We start from the raw sequence: 21058 nt of genomic DNA, 5'->3' as shown, positions 1-21058 counted from the left end.
GGTCACACTCCCCGCACGGGCAGGTCGAACACGAGGTTCGGCGGATACATCGGGAAGTGCGCCGACCTGACGTAGCTGTCGCCGTTGAAACGCGCGGTGAGCACGTAGACGGCGGCAGGAGCCTGGTCCTCCCACAGCGAGGGCAGCGGGTGGCGGCACAACTCGGTCGAGGTGTCCGGGCAGGTGAGCGTCAGCGTGGCGGAAGCGAGCGCTTCTCGCGGCGCGCACCCCAGCCGGAACGGCACGGCGGGCACCCCGTCCACGTACCGGATCGTCCGGTCACCGCTGTAGTTGCCGCTGGCCCAGATGCTCTGTCGCTCTTCCGGGCGCCATCCGACCACAGCGTTCATCGCGGTGACCAGGTCGCCCGTCTTCACCTCCCAGATCCAGTTGCGGTGCTGCGAGGCGGCCGCGCCCGCCAAGCTCTGCAACAACGCCGACGTGAACGGAGTGGGGCCCGACAGCGAGCCCGGTGCGGTCGCTCCCGGCTCAGCCGCGAACAGGATCACCGACTCGCAGGGCCTGCGCACGGCGTCCGGCAGGATCGGCGCGAAGGCCTGTACAGGTCCGGCGTCCAGCAGTTCGTTGGGCAGGTTGCGGCAGGCGTCGACGAAGTACAGCTGGACCTTGGCCCGGCACTTCTCCATGCCCGCGGCGAACACCTCGATCTTCAGCGCTCCCTCGAACGGGTTGCGTCGGAGGCCGAAGTCCTCCAGCAGAATCAGCTGACCTTCCTTCTGGCAACCATGGCCGCTGAAGAAAAAGAAGGCGATGTTGTCCTCGTGCTCGTCGCAGCGCGCGTACCAGCGTTCGAGGGCCGCCCTGAAGTTCTCGACGGTGGGGCTGTCCTCTCCGGACACGAGCAACTCCACCGAACCCAATGGCGCGAAGGGGTTTCCGGCCTGGTTGTCGACGAGCCAGGAGGCCACCGCGCGTGCCGACGGTGGCGGGCCCTGCACCGGTTTGAAGTTGCGGACGGCCGTCGCAAGCGGCCCGTCCCCCTCGTAGGAAGCGCAGTGCGGGTAGTCGCCGACGCCCACCACGAACGCATGGGTGCGCGGACCAGATCCGCGCTCTTCGAAGACCGTGGTCATGCGAGCGCCTCCGCGATGCGTGCGCCGACCCGGTGGTGGAAGTTCGGCTGCTTGAGGTACGCCGTGTGCGCCCACGCGGCTCGGGACGGGTAGCTGTAGTCCTCGGCGGCCGCGAAGATCGGGGCGACGCGGAACGACAGCGGGTCGGCCGGGTCGACGACGTTGATCCAGTTGCGGATGCCGCGCGGCAGGGAGATCGCCGAGGGTTCGTCGTCGGGACGGCTCTCCTGGAACAGGCTCAGCTCCTCGAACAGCCCGACCTGCGAGCCCACCGTCACGAGCGCGTCGACGCACAGGTCCGGGCGGTAGTGGCTCAGCATGTCGTAGACGATGTTGCCGCCCATGCTGTGCGCGATGACGACGCGCGGCGCCTCGGCTTGCTCGATCGCCTCGGCGACCAGCGAGATCACCTCGCCGGGCTCGTCACGCGTGCCGCGCAACGACGGGTACTGCAGGACATCGGCGATGAGGAGGGCCGTGTTCGTGCTCATCAGGCGCCGACCGGCTCCGACGACCAGGGCCGCGGGGTTGAACAGGCGGGTGACGGAGACGAGGAGGTCACGGATCTCGTCGCCGGCGCCGAGCGTCTCGCCTTCCGGCGGCCAGACCTCCGCGACCAAGCGGTCCACGAACTCGATGTCGTTGTGCACCTCGTTCAGCCACGGATACCGCACGTGCTCCGGATCGTGCGGGTAGAGGCTCTCGCGCAGGCCGAGGTAGCGCAAGAAGGACGGAGCCTTCGCCGCCAGCAGTTGCTCGTGCCGCTGATGCGAGTCGACCAACGTGTACAGGGCGTCGAGGGCGTCGGACACCGACTGACGGGCGATGATCAGCAACGACGGCGACTGCTCCACCAGGGCGTCACGATCGTCGGCGTCCGGGCCGAGACGTTCAGTGCTCTTGTGCGGCAACGAGGCCAGGCCCCAGCGTGGCGGCCGGATGAGACCACCCCAGTGCGGCATGGCGATGGCGGCACCGGCAAGTCCTGCTGCCGGTAGCAACACGGTGCGGAACAACGCTTCCCTGCGACGGGCGGCCGCGTCGTACCCGTGGCCGGGGCGGTTCCCGATACCGTGGACGTACACCAGCGCCATGTCTGCTCCTGTCACCCGCACACGACACCGGAGCAGCCGTTCGGGTCACCGGTGGACGTGTTGCCGCCCGCATCCACCACCGTCCCGGGAACCGCCTCGATGCCGTGGTCGGCGTTGTTGCTGGTCGTGTTGTTGCGGATTTCGACGTTGCTGCCGGGTTGCACGTTGACGTGCAGGCCGTCGTTGACCGGGCTCCCTGCCCTGTTCACCCGGCCGTTCGGCCGGTGGCCGTTCGACGTGAAGACGTTGTCGCTGATCAGCAGGTGCGGACCAGGGCCTCCGCTGTCGGTGTCCAGGTAGACGCCGGCCGCACCGTTGCCGGTGAACTCGTTGCCGGACACCACCAGGTCGGCGAACCCGCGCAGGGGAACCAAATTGCTGGTTCTGCCCATGTTCAGGCCAATGTCGTTGCCGCGGAACTTGTTGCCCTCCACGGTCATCCGCTGAGCGCCGTAGGCGCCATTCGCCCTGACTCCGGACGTGACGCCGACGAACTCGTTGTCCCGGATGATCTGTCCTTGGGAGTTCGCACCGATGTCCACGTAGCTGTCGGTCAGACGGCTCCTGGTGACGTTGAGCCCTCCTACCTCGCTGATGCCTATCGAGCTGCGGACGAAGGTGCTGTCCGCGAACTTGGGGACGTTCGAGTCCTTGTTGAAGTCGATGGTCGTGTCGGTGAACGTGCAGTTCGCGAAGACCGTGGAGGGAACATTCCAGCCGAACCTCAGTTTCGCGTTCGTCATCGTGGTTCCCAGGAAGCTCGCCCGGTCTGAGGAATCCGCCCGGACCCCTCGTCTCAGCTGCGAGTTCTGGACGGTGACGTCCTGCGCCATGATGAACACCAGGTCGTTGTCTGTGTTGCCGTCGAAGCTGACGGCTTCGACCTTGCTGGACCGGCTGCGGGAGAACCCGACCCCGAGACCGAACATGCTGATGGTGCCGTTGCGGATCACCGTGTTGATCCGCTCGAACCCGTCGACTCCGGTGTCGGTGCCGCTGCCGCTGATCGTGTGGCCGCCGAGGTCCACCACCACGTCGTTGGCACCGACGATCAACCCAGGTCCCGTGCAGTGGAGGTCCTTGCGCAGCCGCACGTTCTGCCTGATCGTCTGACCGCACTCGGCGCCCGGCACCGCGACCGCGACGACGACGTTGCGGCTGCGTTCGTCTGTGCGAGTTCCCGCGCTGACGACGAGCTTCACCTCGTAGGTGGCGGCTTCGCCGAACCGGTGCTTGAACTGCGGTGTGGTGGAGGTGGCCAGCACCCCGCCGGGGCCGCGGACCTCCCACTGCCAGCGTTCCGGCGGGGCGCCTGTGACGTCGGCCGTGAACGACACCTCCTCGCCCGCCTCGGGGTTGTTCGGGGAGGCGTTGATGCCGTCGATGTGGGGCATCACCGGCACGACCGACGAACTGTTCGTGGGAACCGGCAGCGAGCCGGTGGTGCCGTCCGGGCGAGAGCCCTGGGACGCGGTGACGCTGGGCCGGGGACCGCTCGACGCCGCGCTGGGCGACGACGTGGTCTTGCTCGGCGGTGAGCTGACGCTGCGCGAAGGACTCGGCGGCTTCGCTGGATCGTACTTGTCGATGCGCCTCACGACGCCGTGCACGTCGATGACGCCGGCTTTTTCGCTGCCAGGATCGTTGAAGAACACCAGACCGTCGCGAGTGGACAGCTCGAACTCGACGCCGGCGGGCAGCAGCGGCTCGGTCGTCACGCTGGAGCCGTCCGACAGATCGACGACGTGCACGCGGTTGGCCGCGCGATCCGGCACGAACGCGTGACCGCGGGCCTCGACCGGCCTGCCGAGGTCGCCGGGCAGCGGGTAGGACATCCCGCAGGTGCCGGTCGCGACATCACACGACATGAGCACACCGCGTGCGGGCTGGACGAGCAGCAACCGGCCCGCGTCCGGTGTGGCGGCGACGACGTCCTTCTCCCCGAGCGGAAGCGGCGTCCTGGCAGCGACCCCGCCCTCGGCCGAGATCAGGGTGGCCGTCCGGTGGGTCCGGTCGACGACGATCGGCTGGTCGCCTGCGACGACGATCTCCACCGCGGACGCATCCGGCTGGTGCACGTCACGCAGCTCGCGCTGGATCGGATCGGTGGCGCCCGCCTCGAACGACTGGAGCGAGCCACTTCCGTCCGCGAGCCAGACACGACGGCTGTCGGCGGCCGCGGCGAGCACCCGGCTGGGCAGCCGGGTCTGGACGCCGACTTTGCTGCGCGCGTCCCCACCGACGGCCTGCACAAGGCGGTTCACCGGGTCGAGAGCGAAGTACGACTGGCCGACCGGGTGCACCGACAGGCCCTTGGCCTCCGCAAGTGGTTTCAGCGGGATCGTGTCGAGGGTCGAGGTGTTGACGGCGACCACCGCACCGGTCGCCGGGTCGGAAGTGTAGGCGCGGTCCTTGCCCAGTGTGACGGTGAACGGAACGTTCGCCTGGTAGACCGCCACGTTGGCCGACACCGCGGCCGAGACGCCGTCCACCAGGGTGATGTGACCGATCGAGCGGGACGCGAGCCAGGTGCTGCCTGCGAGCATGTGCGGTTGCACCGGTGGCAGGACCTGCTGAAACCCGACCACGACCAGGCCTGCGGCCGCTGCGGCGGCACAGGCCGCAGCGATTGCCGGCCGCAGGTGCCTGCGCGAGGGGATCATCGCCGTCGTCTCCTCGCGTACAGGGGTCTGGGGTCGAAGAAGGCCCGCCAGCGCAGCACCAGCGCCCGCCAGCCCGGATACAGCGATCGGCGGAGCTTGCGTTCGAGCAGCCACGCGCGCTCGACGGCGTCCGGCGCCAGATGGGCACGGCCGTAGATCGCCGTGGTCGTGGTGTCGGCCAGTTCGAGCAGAACCGAGGACGAACCGAGCCGGGCACCGGCGTAGCGGGCGTACTCGAGCGGTGTGCGCTCGGGCGCCAGGGCCAGGTCACGTTCGAGCAGCCGGTCGACCGACTCCTCCCAGGCACCGACGACTTTGGCGGCAGCGGACACGGCACCCCGTCGCCGGCGTCGGCGCTGCGCCTTCGCCAGAGGCACACCGGAGACCAGCGACACGACGAGCCCGGCGACCGCCAACAGCGCCACGCGCAGGGGATCGTGCCCTGGTTCGGCAGGCGGATCACCCGGCGACGGAGCCAGCGTCATGGTGGGCTTCTGACTGCCGTCACTGGGCACCGGGACCGGCGCCGGCACAACCCGCGGCTGTGGCGGGGTGTCGCGCTGGGTCTTGGCCGGATCGGTCGGATCGAACGCAACCCAGCCCTTCCCGGCGAAGTGCACCTCGGCCCAGGCGTGGGCGTCCGCGGTGGTCACCTGGTCACGCACCCGATAGCCGACTGCAACCCGTGCCGGGTAACCGAGAATCCGCGCCATCACGGCGAACGCCGACGCGTGCAACTCGGCATACCCCTTGTCGTCGCCGTCCTGGGACGCGCCGAGCAATCGGCTGACGCGGGCGTAGGAGTGACCTGGCGCGGCATCGACGCTGTACGGCAGACCGCGCAGATAGGCCTCAAGAGCACGCAACTTCTCCGCCGGGCTGCCCGCAGCGCTCGTGACGGCATAGGTCTGCGCCTGCACGCCTGCCGGAACCGGCTCCGGCACCTCGCGCAACGCGGCGAAGTCCGCTGCGGACGTCGGTACGTCATCACGGCCGAGGTCTCCGGAGTTCGACTGCACACCGGTGACCTCGTAGGTGGTGCCGGCCGGCCAGGACTCTCCGGCGAGCAACGAGCCGGCGGTGGCGCTGAACGCCATCGTCTTCGGTGCTGTGGTCAGGAACCGGACGGCGCTCGGAGTGCCGACGACCGGCAGGAAAGGAGGAGACAGGCCGGCCAGGGTGATGCGGGCGGTGACCTCGGCGCCGGTGCCGCCGCGAGCGAGCCGTTGACCGGTGACGAGGTAGTCGTCGGTGGAGGTCCACAAGGTGCCGTCGAAGTGACCGAGCGCGGCGGTGCGGATGCCGACGAGATCACCCGTGGTGCGTGCGGTGAAGAGGACCTTGGGCGGCTTGGTGACCAGCTGGTCGCGCACCTCGTTGAGCGGCGTGATCAGGTCGGGCGGTGGAACGGGGTCGGTGTGCAGCGGACGCGGGTCAAGGCGGTCCTGGCTGGACACGACCGCTGCCACACCGACACCGGCCGCCACAGCGAACACCAAGAACGACGCACCGCCGACTGCGGCGCGCACGCGCACGGTGCTGTTGGCGCGCAAGAAGGTGAGCAGGACCAAGAAGGCCGCTACCACCGCGGTCGGGCCCAGGTGCACGCCCTCCTGGTTGGCCACCACGACCAGTCCGATCACGAACCCGATCAACAGCGGCACTGCGGGAGCGAGTACCGCGCGGGTGCGCAGTGCGAGCAGAACGGCCGCGAAGGACGTGCACCAGACCACCAGCAGCACGGCGACGAGCACCTGACCGGTCGGTTCGGCCGGCACGCTGACCGACAGCACCCGAGCCCAGCCGCCCATCACGCCCTGACCGAGCTCGGCGGCGACCCGCTGCCACCCGTCACCGAAAGTGGACCGCAGCGCGAACGGCACGGCGACCAGCGGGAACCCGAGGACGAACGCGATCACGCGGGCCGGCCAGCCACGTCGCCCGGTGAGCGCCGCCAGCGCACTCGCCGCCACCACGGCAGTGCCCAGCGCCAGCAGAAAGTCGTTGGTGGCGAAGAAGTCCAGGTAAAGCAACCCGGAGACCGCAGCAGTCGCCGCGCACACCAGCAGCTGGATCACGCGCCGCTCCAATGGTCCGCGAACTCGGCACACGTGCGTGCTGTGACGACCTGGACACCCGCCACGGCACCTGCTCCGAATGGGGCGGGTCCGACCTCGACGACCAGCACCGGCCGACCCGTGGCCGCGATCTGACCGACCTCGACCGTGTCCAGGGCACCGCTCACGACGAGCGCGCTGGACCACTGCCGGTCACCGGCGACGGCCTGCACCCAGGAGAGCCGCCGCGGCGCGATCTCCACTCCGGCCAGGAAGTCGAGCGGCTCGGTGGGCTCGGCCCTGGCGGCGCAGCACAGCTCGACGTCTCCTGTGGTGCGCAACGTCAGCTGGGCGCCGGAGTTCACCGCCGACACGCACAGCGAGGCCGCGACACGCACGGCTTCCTCGAAGCGACCACCGATGTACGGGGTGGCCGCGGTGTCCAGCACGACCAGGCATTCCGGGGCGTCCGGTGCGCTGTGGTGGCGGACGACGAGCTCACCGGTCCGCGCTGTCGACGGCCAGTGGATCAACCGCCGCTCGTCGCCGGGGACGTAGGGCCGCAACGCGTAGAAGGCAGAGCCCTCACGTCGGGGTGTGATGGCCTCGCCGTCGATGTCGAGCGGACCACCCGTGCCGAAACCGGCCAGTTCACGGTAGGCCGGGTGCACGTAGTACGTGTCCGTCGGACCGCTTCGGCGCGTCCGGCGCAGGACGCGGATCGGGTCGGTGAGGTCGATCGCGGGAGGCGGTGACGTGTAGACGCCGCGGCGCTTCGTGGGCAGGTCGTACTCGACCTCGTCGGATGCGAGACCGGGCAGTCCGGACAGGACCAGCCGCACGGGTTCCCCAGGGCTGCCGTCCACGACCTCCAGCTCCGGACTGGGACGCGTGCTCTCGTTGTGCACGACGAGACGGCACCGGATCGGCTGTCCCTCCCGCACCCGGTGGTGTTGGAGCACGCGCCGCGCACGAACGTTCGGCCGCCGCGACGTCCACGCTGCGGCGGCGAGCACGAGTGCTGCGGCCGCGACGCCCAGTGCGGTGATCTCGGGATAGTCAGCAGACAGACCTGCCGAGGTCAGCACGAGGGCGGCGATCACGAGACACCACCCGGTCCGAGTGAGGCGCATGGTCACCCGGCCCTCGGCACCCTCACGCGCCGGCCGTCCCGCAGGATCGAGCCGATCACGCTCGCGGCGGTTCGCCCCTCCGTCCTGGCTTGGTGGGTGAGCTGGATCCGGTGCGCCAGCACGGGTTCCGCGATCGACTTCACGTCGTCCGGACTGGCGTAACCGCGCCCGCGCGAAGCGGCGACGACCTGCGCCGCAGTGGCGAGCGCGATGCTGCCGCGCGGGCTGGAGCCGCGCAACACCGCATCGTCCTCCCTGGTCGCCGCGACGATGCTGACGATGTACTCGCTCAGCTGATCCGAGACGTCGACCGTGCGTGCGATCGCGATCATCCGCTCGACGTCGCCGATGTCCATGACCGACTGGGACGGGTCCGGTGTCCTGCGCGCCACACCGAGGGCCACGACCTCCTTCTCCACGTCCGGCGCCGGATACCCGATCGACGTGCGCATCAGGAACCGGTCCAGCTGCGCCTCCGGCAGCGGGTAGGTGCCCTGGTGCTCGACCGAGTTCTGGGTCGCGACGCAGAAGAACGGCCGAGGCGCGTCATAGGTCGTCAAACCGACCGTGACGGTCTGTTCGGCCATGACCTGCAACAGCGCGGACTGCGTTTTCGGGGACGCCCGGTTGATCTCGTCACCGAGCAGCACGTTCGCGAAGACCGGGCCTTTGCGGAATTCGAACTCCAGCGTTCGCGGGTTGAAGACCTCCACCCCGGTGACGTCCGATGGCAATAAATCGGGGGTGAACTGAACCCGCTGGAAGTCACCGCCGACCGAGCCTGCGAGCGCCTTCGCGAGCGACGTCTTCGCCACTCCCGGCACGTCCTCGATCAGGAGATGACCTTCGGCGAACAAGCAGGTCAGAGCCAGTCTCACCACCTCGGACTTGCCACGCACGAACTGCTCGACGTTGTCCTGCAACGCGTTGAAGTTCTCCCGGAAAGCAAGCATGGAACTGAGCATTGCGCAATAACCTCGCACGGCGTGGAGTCGCCCGACGGAGTCATTATCGCCACGGACAGACACACGTTACAGCGCATGCCCTATTCCATTCTGAGCAGGAATTCCTCGTCAGCAGGGGTTTCCCGCGCGGGACGAATCACTCGGGCTTGGTCGGCTCCGCGAAGACCAGGTGCCGCACCAGCGGGGGTTCCTTGGCCAGCCCGCGCGCGACGTCCTGGTTCTGCTGGTCCACGACCGTGCCCCGTTCCAGGTGCTGCCGCAGGTGCTCCTGCCACGTCGTCACCGTGAAGGTCTCCAGGAACGTCTCGGGCTTCTCGGTGTCGCGGAACAATCCCCACATCGTGGCCCCGGTGCGCCTGCGCGCCCGCCCGACCCGTTGCATGGCGTCGATGAACGCGTCCTCGTTCTCCTTGGCCACCGGCCACTCCACCGTGACCAGCACCGGCCCGGCGTTCGTGTCGTCGAGCTCCGGCGGTTCCTCCCAGTAGGTCGCGGGGCTGACGTCGAGGGGACGGTCGATGAGCGGCAGCCACTTCGTCGCCGCCAGCGCGCCGGCCGCCATCGCCACCGCGGGCACGATCATCGCGACGCGGAGGTCGTACGCGTCCGCGATGACACCCCACACCACCGCCCCCAGCGCCTGCCCTCCCATGAGGATCAGCTGGTAGTAGGCGAGCGCCCGAGCCCGCGTCCACGACGGCAGCAGCACCTGCGCACTGGCGTTGAACGTCGACAGCGTGGCGATCCAGCAGGCCCCGGTCAGCAGCATCGCCGCGATCACCAGCGCGAAGCTCCCGGTCAGCACCGCCGTGCTCGTCGCGCCCGCGTAGAGCCACGTCGCGAGCAGCACCAGGCGGTTCTTGCTCATGCGCCGCAACAACCTCGGCACGACGAACGCGCCTCCGATCGCCCCGGCCCCGACGCTGCCGAGCAACACGCCGTACCCGCCGGCGTCGAGCCCGAGCGGCCCGCGCGCGATCGCCGGCAACAACGCCCACAACCCGCTGCCGAACACGATGAAGAGCAACAACCTCGTCAACACCCGCCGGAACAACGGCGAACTGCCCACGTACCGCGCCCCGCTGCGCACCGCCGTGGCGATGTGCTCGGTCCCGAGTGGACGGTGGTCCGACGGCCTCTTCCACCGCGCCAGCACGACCAGCACCCCGAGGAACGACACGGTGTTGAACGCGAACGTCGCCTCCGGCCCGGCCAGCGCGATCAGCAACCCGCCGAGCGCCGGTCCGATCGCGCGCCCGACGTTCATGTTGACGCCGTTGAGCAGCGCCGCCTGCGGAATCTCCGCCCGCGACACCAGCTCCGGCTGAATGGCCTGGAACGACGGCATCGACAACGCCTGCCCGATCGCCATGAGCGCGAGCAACCCGAGCAGGCTCACCGGCGTCGCGTGGTTCGTGCCGGCGAGCAGCATCAGCCCCGCCGCACCCGCGAGCATCAGGGCCTGCCCGGAGATCAGCACGTGCCGCCGGTCGAGGATGTCGCCCAGCGCCCCGGACGGCACGACCAGCAGGAACACCGGCAACGTCGTGGCCGTCTGGACCAGCGCGACCTGCAGGGCGGTGCCGCCGAGGTCGCCCATGAGCCACTGGGCGCCGACGGTCTGGGCCCATGTGCCGATGTTGGAGGCGAACTGGGCGAGCCACAGGGCCCGGAAGGCGCTGCGGCGCAGGGGTGCCCACGCGGAGACTGTCACCGCCCGATCTTCACACCTGCCGGTGCGCTCTGCCGAGCACGCGGACCTTGTCGGTCCCGCCCTCTAGAATTGAAATTGGGGGTACCCGGCTGGTGTCGTGTGTGTGGTGGGTCAGCACGGACGCCGTGCGAAAAGGACAGCATGCGGAACTTCCTCGTCCGGATCGAGCAACCACTGCGCCTCGACCGAGAACCCGGCGTCCCGCAGCCACGACGCCACCACGTCCGGCCGGCGCCAGTGCACCCGCACGTTCATCGGATGCCCGCCGTACCCCTGCGTCTTGACCCGCACCTCGTCCCCGACGTGGAACCCGAGCTGCACCACCCCACCTGGCCGCAGCACCCGCCGGAACTGCCCGAACACCACCGGCACCTCGTCGTCGGGAACGTGGATCAACGACCACCACGCGAGCACCCCGGCCACCGAACCGTCCGGCAGCGGGAGGGACGTCATCGACCCCACCTCGAACCGCACTCCGGGGTACGCGCGCCGGGCCACGCCGATCATCCCGGGCGACAGGTCGACACCGAACGCGTCGACTCCGAGCTCGCACAGGTGAGCTGTCACGTCACCAGGACCGCAACCGACGTCCACCGCCGGCCCGCCGAGGGCCAGCACGCTCTCCGCGAACAACCCCAGCGCCGCACGCAGGTGCGGCTCCCTGGCGAAGGCATCACGCCGTAGATCGGCATAGCTGGCCGCGACCGTGTCGTAGGAGGTTCGGGTGTCAGCCACCCAGTCCGCACTCATGGTCAAACAACCGTCACCGGATGCTTGACCACGGCCCCGAACAGGTAGCCCTGCGTGTTGTAGGGCGCCACCTCCGGCTGATCATCCGCCCGCACCCGCAACACGTGCTCCCCCGGCGTGGCGAGCCAGGGAATCTGCCACCGAGTCCACCCGTCACGCGACACCGGCGTGGCCCGCCGCCACGTCCGCCCGTCCGTGGAAACCGAAACGCGCCGCACCCCATCGGGTCCCCAAGCCCTCCCGGTCAGGAGCCGCCGCCCGGCCGGCAGGGTCGCTCCCCACCCGAGTTCGAAGGCGCTCTTGGTCACCTGCGAGGTCACCAGCGTCCCCTCCGCCGGGTACGACGGCCCGAGCAACCGGTAGAAGTCCGTGTCCCAGGGCGAGTGCAGCGGCGTCGTGGACACCTCCAGCGACCCCAGCCACTTGATGCTCGCGATCCCGGCCCACCCCGGCACCACCAGCCGGGCCGGGTAGCCGTGGTCCACCGGCAGGTCGGCGCCGTTCATCTCGTAGGCGACCAGCACGTCGTCCAACGCCTTCGGCACCGGCAGCGGCCGCCGCACCCGCCCGAGGTTCACGCCGCCGGTCACGTACTCGGGGTCCAGGCCGGCCGGGAGCACGTCCACCGCGGACCGCCGCAGCCCGGCGAGCCGCAGCAGCACGCCGAGCGGCACCCCGCGCCACCGGGCGTTGCCGACCGCGCCGAGCGTCCACGGTGTACCGGCCACGCTCTGCCCCTGCTGCGAGGTGAAGAAGCTCCGGCCGTTGCCCGCGCACTCGATCACCGCCTCCACCGAGCAGGACGGCAGTGCGCGCAAGTCCCGCAGCGACAGGGACAACGGCCGCGTCACCCCGGACCCGAAGATCTCGAGCCGCCACGAGGCGGCGTCCAGCACGGGGGTCGAGGTGTGGTTGCGCACGAAGAACTTCGACACCGGCACGAGCGAACCGACGTCGTGCAGGGCCTCCCAGCGGGTCTCCGCGTTGGTGCCCCGCACGATGAAATCGCTGGCGGGCAACGGCTTCACGATCGAAGGTGCCGCCACGGCACGGGACGGTAGCACCGTGAGTCCTGCCGCGATCAGCACGCCGCGCCGAGAGATCATGCGCTTCACGCTAGCCGCCCGCCGCAAGGGGCCGTCCCACAGAACGAGAAAGGTCGTGCGCGGCTCCGGTACACGTCGAACCGCGCACGACCGTCCCCCCTCGACGAGCGGGCTGGGGGTCCCGCTCGCCCTGCCCGGTCCCGCAGTCTCCCACCGACAGGACCGGCCGCCAGAAGCATCGACGCGCTATGTCCCTGAGGCGTTCCACCCCGTTCCACGCCCGTTCCACCGGTCTGCTTGGGTGTGCGGAGTGACTCCCGAGTCGTGGTTGGAAGCAGGCACCCGAGCGCTGACGCGGCACGGGGATCTGCGCACCAGCCGGGAGCACTTCGCCCAGGCCTACGAGGCCGCGCAACGCACCGGCGACGTGCACACGCTCGTGGCGGCGGCGCTCGGTGCCGGCGGGGTGTGGGTGCACGAGCAGCGCACCGCGGCGGAGGCGGAACTGGTGCGGTCGCGGCTGCGGCACGCGCTCACGCTGGTGGAGCCCGGATCCGACCTGGCGTTGCGGCTCAAGCTCAGGCTCACGGCCGAGAGCGACTACCAGGCCAACGAGAACGCGAACATCCTCGCGCTCCTCGACGAGGCGCGGCAGGTCGCCGACCCGGTCGTGCGGGTCGAGGCGCTGAGCCTCGCGCACCACTGCGTGCTCGGGCCCGACCACGTGGAGCTGCGAAAGGAACTGGCCGCCGAGATGATCGGCGAGAGCCTGCGCACCGGACGGCCGGGCGACCTCATGATGGCGTTGCTGTGGCAGGTGGCCGACCACTTCCTCGACGCCGATCCGCACGCCGTGCGCCGCCTCACCGATCTGCGCGAACGGCTCAAGCACGAGGACCATCTGGCCGTGCGGTTCGTGGTGAGCGCGATGGAGGTGATGCTCGCGATCCGCGACGGCCGGTTCGCCGAGGCCGAACAGCTGGCCGGGGCGAGCGCGCAGCTCGGCGCCGAGGTCGGTGACGTGGACGCGACGGCCTGGTACGGCGCGCAGTTGTGCGCGATCCGCTGGTACCAGGGCCGCACGCCGGAGCTGTTCCCGTTGCTGGACCACCTCGTGCACTCGCCGACGCTGAGCACCGTCGACAACTCGTTCTTCGGCGCGCTCGCGGTGGCCGCCGCGCTCGCCGGGGACCGGCGCAAGGCCCAGGGCGCGCTCGCGATGCTGTGCCGGCGCGGACTCGACTCGCTGCCCCGTTCCAGCACGTGGCTCGTCACGATGAGCGGGATCGCGGACGCCGCGCACCTGCTCGACGACGTGGACGTCGCACGCGAGGTCTACGCGATTCTGCTGCCGTACGCGCGGTTGCCGCTCATGGCGAGCGTCGCCGTCACGTGCTTCGGCTCGGCGCAGCACCCGCTCGGGCTGGCGGCGCTGACGTTCGGCGACGTCGGCCTGGCGCTCACCCACCTCAAAGCCGCCGTGCGGGACAACTTCGCGCTCGGGCACTGGCCGGCCGTGCTGTCGTCGCGCCGCAAGTACGCCGAGGCGCTGGAACGGGCGGGCGAGGTCGACGAGGCGCGCCGCCAGCTCGCGACCTGCGCGCAGGAAGCCGCCGCGCTGGGCGTCACCGCACCTGCGGACGGCGAGCTGAAGGTGCGGCGCGAGGGCAGGAAGTGGCTGGTCCGCCTCGGCGGCAGGAGCGTTCTCGTGGACGGCGGGATCGGCATGGCGCATCTCGCGGTGCTCGTCGCCAACCCCGGCCGCGAGATCGCCGCGGCGGAGCTCGTCGCCGGCACGAACGCCCTGACCGAGGACGTGACGGCCCAGGACCGGCTGGACCCGGAAGCGTTGCGGCAGTACCGGAGCAGGCTCGCCGAGCTGCGCGGACGCGACCTCGACGACGCCGGGCGGGCCGAGCACGACTGGCTCGCGGGCGAGATCGCGGCCGCCACCGGGCTGGGCGGCAGGACCCGGTCGTTCTCCGACTCCGGCGAACGGGCCAGAATCGCGGTGGGCAAAGCGATCCGGCGTGCCGTCAGCGCGCTGGCCGCGGCCGATCCGGTGATCGGTGAACACGTGCGCGACCGTGTCCGAACGGGCAGGCGGTGCAGCTACACGCCTCCGTGACCGATACTGCAGTCGTGATCACGCCCGAATACCTCCTGTCGCCGCGTGAGTTCGAGGTCCTGTGGCGGACGCTCCGACTCGGCCGGATGCCCTACCCGCTCGACGTGCCCAGCGAGGGCGACACCGAGCAGGAGCTCAAGGCGCTGCAGCAGAACACCCTCGCCAGGCTGCGTGAACGCGGGCTGGCCGACGACGATCGGCTGGAGGAGCTCCTGCGGCTGCTCGACCACCACGAGGTGTCCGTGGACGCGGTGCTGGGCCTGGACCGGACCGTGCGGGCGCTGGCCGCGTCCAGCGGCGAGCAGGCCGTGCTGGCGATCATCGACGGCGACCGGGTCGGGCTCGCGGAGATCAGGCCGACCGGGCTCGCGCGCGAGATCGTGCGGGTGCTGCCGGAGGGAGAACCCGGTCCCGGCAACGCGATGTCGGTGCGCGCGGACACGTTGCAGCAGGCCGCCGCGCTGCAGGAGAACGACCACGACGAGGAGTCCGACGACCCGTGGGGCGGGGCCGATGACGAGCTCGACGACAGCCAGGCGCTGCAGAAGGCCGGGTTGTCGGCGCAGGACGCGCGGCAGCTGGGCGAGCTCGCCGCCAACCGCGTGGCAGGCGGCCAGTTCGGCGTGACGCACCGCCGGGAGCGCTCCGGCACGGTGATCAACTGGTTCGACACCCATCAGGGCCGTTATCTGGTCGTCAACTCCGACGGCTGGCTCAGCCTTTCCCCCGCCGACAACGACCGCATCGCCACCAGAATCGACACCGTGCTCGCGTGAATTGATCAGCAGCCGATTTATCGGCGTCCGATGGACCAGGTGGCGAAGATCAAGACAAGCCTAAGGATCACCCTCACGCCTATGTGATTTAGGCCACACCGCCGCCTGGTCAAGGTCCGTTCCAGTGATGTGAACAGAGATCGGAAGCCCGAACGGGCAAGGTGTCGAGAGCGCTCCCACAACCAGGGGAAACGATCTTCCTGATCATCGGCCGTTCACATGACGGTCGCCCGTTTCGCTGTGCGACAACAGATTGTGAACGCCGGTCTCAATTGGTCACACGTGCCGTGGAATGCGACCGCTGTACATAAAGCTACTTGATACTGCACGCATGTACATCGTCGGTGACAAAGACGCTGTCCCGCTGCAGGACACCGTCAGCTCGGGTGAGGTCCAGCTCGACCCGACCGCGGGCGAAGAGCTCCGCAAGCAGCTCCAGGCTCAGATCGACCAGGTCGACTCGTGGCTCGAACGCGCCAACACCAGCATCGCCCGTCCCGCACCGCTGGGAGCCAACCCGATCGGCGACGCCATGCGCGACAAGTTCACCCATCGCGCCGAGGGCGAGCAGTACTCGTTCGTCAGCGTCATGACGGCCTACCGCACGGTGCTGGAGCAGACGAAGAACTCGATCGTCGCCGCGATCGAGAACTTCACCCGCCTCGATGAGGAACACCAGGCAGCACTGAAGAAGCTCATGAACAGCTGATCCAGGCGCGGATCAAGCTGACCCCATCGACGCGAGAGGCGAGCCGGTCATGCCCCCCGAGACCGACCCGAGCGAGTTCGAGAACAAGCCGGTCCTCACGGACCCCCAGAACTGGGCGTCACGCTCGCACGAAGAGCTCTACGCCGCAGTGCACAACAACAACGACCCCGGTCAGGCCGGCCAGATCAGCTCCGACTGGGGCAAGTACGGCTCCGAGCTCACCGAGGCCGCCCGCACCATCAACGCCGTCATCACCGCGTCGGAGTCCAAGTGGACCGGTGCCGCCGCCGAGGCCGCCCGTGACGCGATGAAGAAGCTCGGGACCTGGGTCGACGAGACCGCCCGCACCGCCGTCGACGTCGGCAACAAGGTCGCCGACCAGGGCCGCGTGATGGAGGCCGCGCGAGCGCAGATGCCGGCGCCGGTCCAGTTCGACTGGAACAAGGCCGCGGCCGCGCTCTCCCAGCCGGGCACGCCCGCCTTCGTGCTGGCCGCAGCCGACATCGCGGTGGCCAACGCCGCGTCGCGCGCGGCGCACGAGCAGGCCGTCAACGTGATGACAACGATGGAAAACAACTCCCGGCAGATCGACACGTCGACGCCGACCTTCAAGCCGCCGTTCAACCCGAACACCGGCCAGGTCGAGGAACCGGTGCTGGCGACCGCGCGGATGTCCGGCGCGCCCACGCTCAACGGCGCGGAAGGTCTCATGTCCACGCAGGCGGCCGCCGGTGGCGCCGTGGCCGCTCCGCCCTCCCCCACCGGCGCGGCGGCCGGTGGTGCTCCTCAGGGCGGCGCGAGCGCGCCCGCCGCGGCGGCCTACACGCCCTCCGCGCCCGGCTACACCCCACCGGCCGACCCCGGTGGTGGCGGAGGCGGAGGCGGCGGAGGCGGCTACACGCCGCAGATGCCGAACTACAACCCCGGCAACACGAACGTGGCCGCCGCGTCGTACACGCCGACGGCGCCCGGCTACACGCCGCCGGCCAACCCCGGCAGCACGTACACGAGCGGTGGTGGCGGCGGCAGCAGCTACACGCCGCAGTTCCCGTCCGGTGGCGCGCCCTACCCCGGCACCGGCCTGTCCGGCACGCCGCGGCCGAACACGAACATCCCGAAGATCCCCGTGGTCGGCCGGGACATCCCGAACCCGAACTACACGCCGCAGAACCCCAACTCGCCCAAGGGCTTCACGCCCACGGCGCCCGGCTACAACGGGCCTGGTGGTCCCGGCGGCGGCGCTGGTGGCGGTGGCGGCGGTGGCGGTGCCGGGATGAAGCCCGGTGCGATGCCGAACTTCGGTGCCGCGGGCGGTGGCGCCGGCGGGTTCGGTGGCGGTGCGGGCGGTGCCGGCGGCGGCTCGATGCAGGCGGGCGGTTCCGCCGGTGTGCAGGGCCGTCCCGGTGGCATGCCGATGGGCATGACCGGCCCCGGCGGTGCCGCGGCGGCCGGTGCGGGCGCGGGTGCCGGTGCGCCGATGGGTGGTGGAGCTCCGCACGGCGGTGGCAAGGGCGAGGACGACAAGGAACACCGTTCCGCCAGCTACATCATGGGCGGCGACCTGTTCGAGGTCCCCGGCGAGAACCTGCCCCCGTCGGTGATCGGCGGCGCGAAGGTCAAGAAGCCGAAGGGACCCGACGCGTCGTGATCACGCCCGAGTTCCTGCTCTCGCCGCGCGAGTTCGACGTCCTGTGGCACGAGCTGCGGCTCGGCCGGATGCCCTACCCGCTGGACGTGCCGAGCGAGGGCGACACCGAACAGGACCGCCGGGTCCTGCGCGACAGGACGCTCGACGAGCTGCGCCGGCGCGGCCTGGCGGACGACCACCGGCTCGAGGAGTACCTGCGGCTGCTCGACGACCACGACGTGTCCGTGGACGCGGTCGCGGGACTCGACCGGACCGTGCGCGCGCTGGCCGTCTCCAACGGCCGGCAGGCCGTGCTGGCGATCATCGACGGCGACCGGGTCGGGCTGCTGGCGATCCGGGAGACCGGTCTCGCCCGCGAGATCGTGCGGGTGCTGCCCGACGGCGAGCCCGGCCCCGGCACGGCGGTGAACGTGCGGGTGGAGACGTTGCGGGACGCCGTCGCGATCCAGGAGGCGGAGGAGTCGGACTCCGACGACCTGTGGGGCGCGGCGGACGAGGTCGACGACCGGGCCGCGCTGCAGCAGGCCGGTCTGTCGTCCCAGGACGCCAAGCAGTTCGGCGAGCTCGCGGCGAACCGCGTCGCGGGCGGCCAGTTCGGCGTCACCCGCGGCCGGCAGCGTTCGGGCGTCGTGATCAACTGGTTCGACACCCACCAGGGCCGTTACCTGATGGTCAACTCGGACGGCTGGCTCAGCCTCTCGCCGACCGACAACGACCGCATCGCCACCCGAATCGACGCCGTGCTCGCCTGAGAGCGCTCCAGTCGCCGTTGAACCGCCGCCGCCGGAGGACCGTGTGAATCCCGCGAACCCCACCCAGTGGGTCGAAGAGTACGAGGCCAAGCTGGCCGACCTGAAGAAGAAGTCGGAGGACCTGCAGGAGAACTTCGCCGCGTCCACCGCGACCGTCACGTCCAAGGACGGCGCGGTGACGGTGACCGTGGGCCCCAACGGCGGCCTGCAGAACCTGGTGCTCGGGCACCGCGCGGTCGAGCTGGGCGCGCCCCGGCTCACCGCGCTGATCCTGGAGACCGCGCGGCAGGCCCAGAAGCAGGCGGCGGAGAAGGTGCTGGAGATCTTCAAGCCGCTCGGCGAGGGCACCGAGGCCTACCAGATGGTCTCCGACTCGATCCCGTCCGACGACGAGATCGACGAGACCGACGCCTACGACGAGATCGACGACGAGCCGGAACCCGCCCCGGCCCCGCCGCCGGTGAGCCGGCCCGCGGCCGCACCGCAGCCGCCGCTCGTCCGCGGCCGCCGCCGTGCGGACGACGATGACGACGACGACAACCAGCCCTGGTAAGGAACAGCGATGACCGCGCCGGAAACCCCACTCCCGTCTCCTCCCGGGATGAAGATCACCGAGGAGAACAAGCTCAAGGGCTCGCTGTTCATCGAGGCCTACGGCAGCCTGATCGACGGCATCGGCAAGGACGCCGAGTCCGAGACCGAGAAGGCCCTGGACATCACGTTCAACGCCATCGGTGCCGCGTCGGCGACCGTGATGCTGGCGATCGACCCGCTGGGCAGCATCATCGGTGCCGGCGTGGGCTGGCTGATCGAGCACGTCAGCTTCTTGCGGGACGCCCTGAACCAGCTGATGGGCAACCCCGAGGAGATCCAGGCCAACGTCGAGGCGACCAAGAAGCAGGCCGCCGACCTGCGGGTGCTGGCCGAGGACCACAAGAACGGGCTCGCCACGTTCGACGGCTGGACCGGTCAGTCGTCCGAGGCGTTCAAGCGGTCCATGGACGGCATGAGCCAGGAGCTCGACGACCTCGCCAACGCCGTCGAGACCAAGGCCAAGATCGTCGCGATCATGGGCATGCTCGTCACGGTGCTGCGCGACATCGTCCGCGACATGATCTCCCAGCTGATCGGTTCGCTGATCGGCGGCGCGATCCTCGCGGCCGCCGCCATGATCCCGACCTTCGGCGCCTCGATCCCCGCGTTCATCGGCTTCGCGACCGGCAAGGCGGTCGCGCTGGGCGTGAACATCGCTTCCCGCGTGGCCCGCGTCGTCGCCGCGCTCACCCGCCAGATGAAGCGGATCGGCGACCTCGACGGCATCATGGCCAAGATCAGCAAGGGCTGGGAGCGCTTCGAGAACTCCGCCGACGTCGCCGAGATCGGCTACGAGGCCTACAAGGCGCAGAAGGACGTCGACAAGAAGATCGACGAGGCCGTGGCGCAGAACTCAGGTGGCGGTGGCGGCAACACGCCTCCCGGCGCCTCCGGTGGCAAGACGGCCCAGGACACGACCGCGACGGCAACCGCGACGCTGCCGAACGCGCCGCACGTGGGCACGGTGATGGACGCCGACGGCGGCAAGGCGGAGGCCCTCGCCCAGGCCCGCGTGGGCACGGTGAGGCCGGACGTCGCGGGCACTCCGATGCACATGGTCTCGGGACGCCAGATGGACACGGCGGAGCCGATGCACGCCCTCAGGCGCATGGACGCGGTCGAGCCCATGCAGGCCGCACACCGCGTAGAAGCCGCTGAGCCGATGCACGCTCTCAAGCGCATGGACGCGGTCGAGCCCATGCAGGCCGCACACCGCGTAGAAGCCGCACACGCCATGCAGCCGCTCCAGCGCATGGAAGCCGTCGAACCCATGCAAGCCGCACACCGCGTCGAAGCCCCACACGCCATGCAACCGCTCCAACGCATGGAAGCAGTCCAAGCTCCGATGGCCCCGACGCACATGACCGCCGCCGAGCCCATGCAGCCGCTTCACCGCATGGAGGCTCTCCAGCCGATGCAGGCGCCTACGCACATGAGCGTCGCCGAGCCCATGCAGCCCCTCCAGCGCATGGAGGCCGTCCAAGCTCCCATGGCTCCGACGGCCATGCACGAGCCCATCGCCAGGACGGCATCGGACTCGACGATGGTCTCGGGCGTCTCCATGACGTCGGGCACGCCGGTGCACCAGGCCGTCCAGCCGATTCAGGCGCACGACATGTACAACACCGCCGACCCCACCCCGGCCAGCCCGGTGCAGGCCGTCGCCGCCTTCGAAACGATGGCGCCGACGCAGATGTCCCACACGTTCGAGGCACCCGAGCCGGTCCGCGAGGGTTACAACCCGCTGCAGGCCTACTCGGTCGCGGACCCCGTGCAGGGGGGCTACAACCCGCTGATCGAGGGCGGGCCCGCCCAGCAGGCCGCCGGGTACGACACGCTCGCCCAGAGCGGCGGCGCCCCGGTCCAGCCGCTGCGGCCGACCGCCGCGAACGAACGGCCCACCAGGCCGGTGGAGTAGCGACTCCCCAGCCGGGA

General features: G+C 70.1%; 16 protein-coding genes. 7 read left to right on the top strand and 9 right to left on the bottom strand.

Features of this window, described 5'->3' with window-relative positions; translation table 11 throughout:
• Positions 1-2: 2 nt before the first annotated feature.
• The 9 genes from ACWEIJ_RS22005 to ACWEIJ_RS21965 form a co-directional block, all read right to left on the bottom strand.
• The gene (locus ACWEIJ_RS22005) at positions 3-1094 is read right to left on the bottom strand and encodes a caspase family protein (protein ID WP_449839064.1); all 1092 of its coding nucleotides are present in this window, start codon (positions 1092-1094) and stop codon (positions 3-5) included.
• Positions 1091-2188: a hypothetical protein gene (locus ACWEIJ_RS22000; protein WP_449839063.1), complete on the bottom strand. Its 1098-nt coding sequence runs from the start codon at positions 2186-2188 to the stop codon at positions 1091-1093. The genes ACWEIJ_RS22005 and ACWEIJ_RS22000 overlap by 4 nt, the downstream gene beginning before the upstream one ends.
• A gap of 11 nt (positions 2189-2199) precedes the next feature.
• On the bottom strand, positions 2200-4851 hold the full coding sequence (locus ACWEIJ_RS21995) for a right-handed parallel beta-helix repeat-containing protein (RefSeq protein WP_449839062.1): 2652 nt from the start codon (positions 4849-4851) through the stop codon (positions 2200-2202).
• Positions 4848-6929, bottom strand: a complete 2082-nt coding sequence (locus tag ACWEIJ_RS21990) for a DUF3488 and transglutaminase-like domain-containing protein (protein ID WP_449839061.1) — start codon at positions 6927-6929, stop codon at positions 4848-4850. The genes ACWEIJ_RS21995 and ACWEIJ_RS21990 overlap by 4 nt, the downstream gene beginning before the upstream one ends.
• Positions 6926-8011: a DUF58 domain-containing protein gene (locus ACWEIJ_RS21985; RefSeq protein WP_449839060.1), complete on the bottom strand. Its 1086-nt coding sequence runs from the start codon at positions 8009-8011 to the stop codon at positions 6926-6928. Before ACWEIJ_RS21985 ends, ACWEIJ_RS21990 begins: the two co-directional genes overlap by 4 nt.
• Positions 8012-8043: 32 nt before the next feature.
• The gene (locus ACWEIJ_RS21980) at positions 8044-8994 is read right to left on the bottom strand and encodes an AAA family ATPase (protein WP_449839059.1); all 951 of its coding nucleotides are present in this window, start codon (positions 8992-8994) and stop codon (positions 8044-8046) included.
• A 148-nt stretch (positions 8995-9142) separates the two neighbouring features.
• On the bottom strand, positions 9143-10720 hold the full coding sequence (locus ACWEIJ_RS21975; RefSeq protein ID WP_449839058.1) for an MFS transporter: 1578 nt from the start codon (positions 10718-10720) through the stop codon (positions 9143-9145).
• A 111-nt stretch (positions 10721-10831) separates the two neighbouring features.
• Entirely contained in the window at positions 10832-11470 is a 639-nt protein-coding gene (locus ACWEIJ_RS21970; RefSeq protein ID WP_449839057.1) for a class I SAM-dependent methyltransferase, read from the bottom strand.
• Between the two features lie 2 nt (positions 11471-11472).
• Positions 11473-12576, bottom strand: coding sequence for a sulfite oxidase (locus ACWEIJ_RS21965; RefSeq protein WP_449839056.1), 1104 nt, complete (start codon positions 12574-12576; stop codon positions 11473-11475).
• Between the two features lie 250 nt (positions 12577-12826).
• Here ACWEIJ_RS21965 and ACWEIJ_RS21960 point away from each other — a divergent pair, with 250 nt between their 5' ends.
• The 7 genes from ACWEIJ_RS21960 to ACWEIJ_RS21930 all read left to right on the top strand — a co-directional run bounded on the left by ACWEIJ_RS21960 (position 12827) and on the right by ACWEIJ_RS21930 (position 21041).
• Positions 12827-14644, top strand: coding sequence for a hypothetical protein (locus tag ACWEIJ_RS21960; protein ID WP_449839055.1), 1818 nt, complete (start codon positions 12827-12829; stop codon positions 14642-14644).
• Positions 14645-14658: 14 nt separating this feature from the next.
• Positions 14659-15420 carry an ESX secretion-associated protein EspG gene (locus ACWEIJ_RS21955; RefSeq protein ID WP_449839054.1) on the top strand — a complete coding sequence of 254 codons (762 nt, stop codon included), beginning with the start codon at positions 14659-14661 and terminating at the stop codon, positions 15418-15420.
• 331 nt (positions 15421-15751) lie between these two features.
• A complete protein-coding gene (locus ACWEIJ_RS21950; protein WP_449839053.1) occupies positions 15752-16129 on the top strand; it encodes a hypothetical protein in 378 nt (125 codons plus the stop codon).
• A gap of 49 nt (positions 16130-16178) precedes the next feature.
• A complete protein-coding gene (locus tag ACWEIJ_RS21945) occupies positions 16179-17777 on the top strand; it encodes a PPE domain-containing protein (protein ID WP_449839052.1) in 1599 nt (532 codons plus the stop codon).
• The gene (locus tag ACWEIJ_RS21940; RefSeq protein WP_449839051.1) at positions 17774-18529 is read left to right on the top strand and encodes an ESX secretion-associated protein EspG; all 756 of its coding nucleotides are present in this window, start codon (positions 17774-17776) and stop codon (positions 18527-18529) included. The genes ACWEIJ_RS21945 and ACWEIJ_RS21940 overlap by 4 nt, the downstream gene beginning before the upstream one ends.
• Positions 18530-18572: 43 nt before the next feature.
• A complete protein-coding gene (locus ACWEIJ_RS21935; RefSeq protein WP_449839050.1) occupies positions 18573-19082 on the top strand; it encodes a YbaB/EbfC family nucleoid-associated protein in 510 nt (169 codons plus the stop codon).
• Between the two features lie 48 nt (positions 19083-19130).
• A complete protein-coding gene (locus tag ACWEIJ_RS21930) occupies positions 19131-21041 on the top strand; it encodes a hypothetical protein (protein ID WP_449839049.1) in 1911 nt (636 codons plus the stop codon).
• Positions 21042-21058 lie beyond the last annotated feature (17 nt).

The sequence above is a fragment of the Lentzea sp. NPDC004789 genome, assembly GCF_053601075.1.
The sequence above is the reverse complement of the archived record's forward strand: the minus strand, read 5'-3'. Positions and strand labels throughout refer to the sequence as shown.

Excerpts from the sequence above, each read along its gene's own strand:
- ACWEIJ_RS22005 (WP_449839064.1), bottom strand. The coding sequence starts at position 1,094 with ATGACCACGGTCTTCGAAGAGCGCGGATCTGGTCCGCGCACCCATGCG.
- ACWEIJ_RS22000 (WP_449839063.1), bottom strand. The coding sequence starts at position 2,188 with ATGGCGCTGGTGTACGTCCACGGTATCGGGAACCGCCCCGGCCACGGG.
- ACWEIJ_RS21995 (WP_449839062.1), bottom strand. The coding sequence starts at position 4,851 with ATGATCCCCTCGCGCAGGCACCTGCGGCCGGCAATCGCTGCGGCCTGT.
- ACWEIJ_RS21980 (WP_449839059.1), bottom strand. The coding sequence starts at position 8,994 with ATGCTTGCTTTCCGGGAGAACTTCAACGCGTTGCAGGACAACGTCGAG.
- ACWEIJ_RS21970 (WP_449839057.1), bottom strand. The coding sequence starts at position 11,470 with ATGAGTGCGGACTGGGTGGCTGACACCCGAACCTCCTACGACACGGTC.
- ACWEIJ_RS21965 (WP_449839056.1), bottom strand. The coding sequence starts at position 12,576 with ATGATCTCTCGGCGCGGCGTGCTGATCGCGGCAGGACTCACGGTGCTA.
- ACWEIJ_RS21950 (WP_449839053.1), top strand. The coding sequence starts at position 15,752 with ATGTACATCGTCGGTGACAAAGACGCTGTCCCGCTGCAGGACACCGTC.
- ACWEIJ_RS21945 (WP_449839052.1), top strand. The coding sequence starts at position 16,179 with ATGCCCCCCGAGACCGACCCGAGCGAGTTCGAGAACAAGCCGGTCCTC.
- ACWEIJ_RS21930 (WP_449839049.1), top strand. The coding sequence starts at position 19,131 with ATGAAGATCACCGAGGAGAACAAGCTCAAGGGCTCGCTGTTCATCGAG.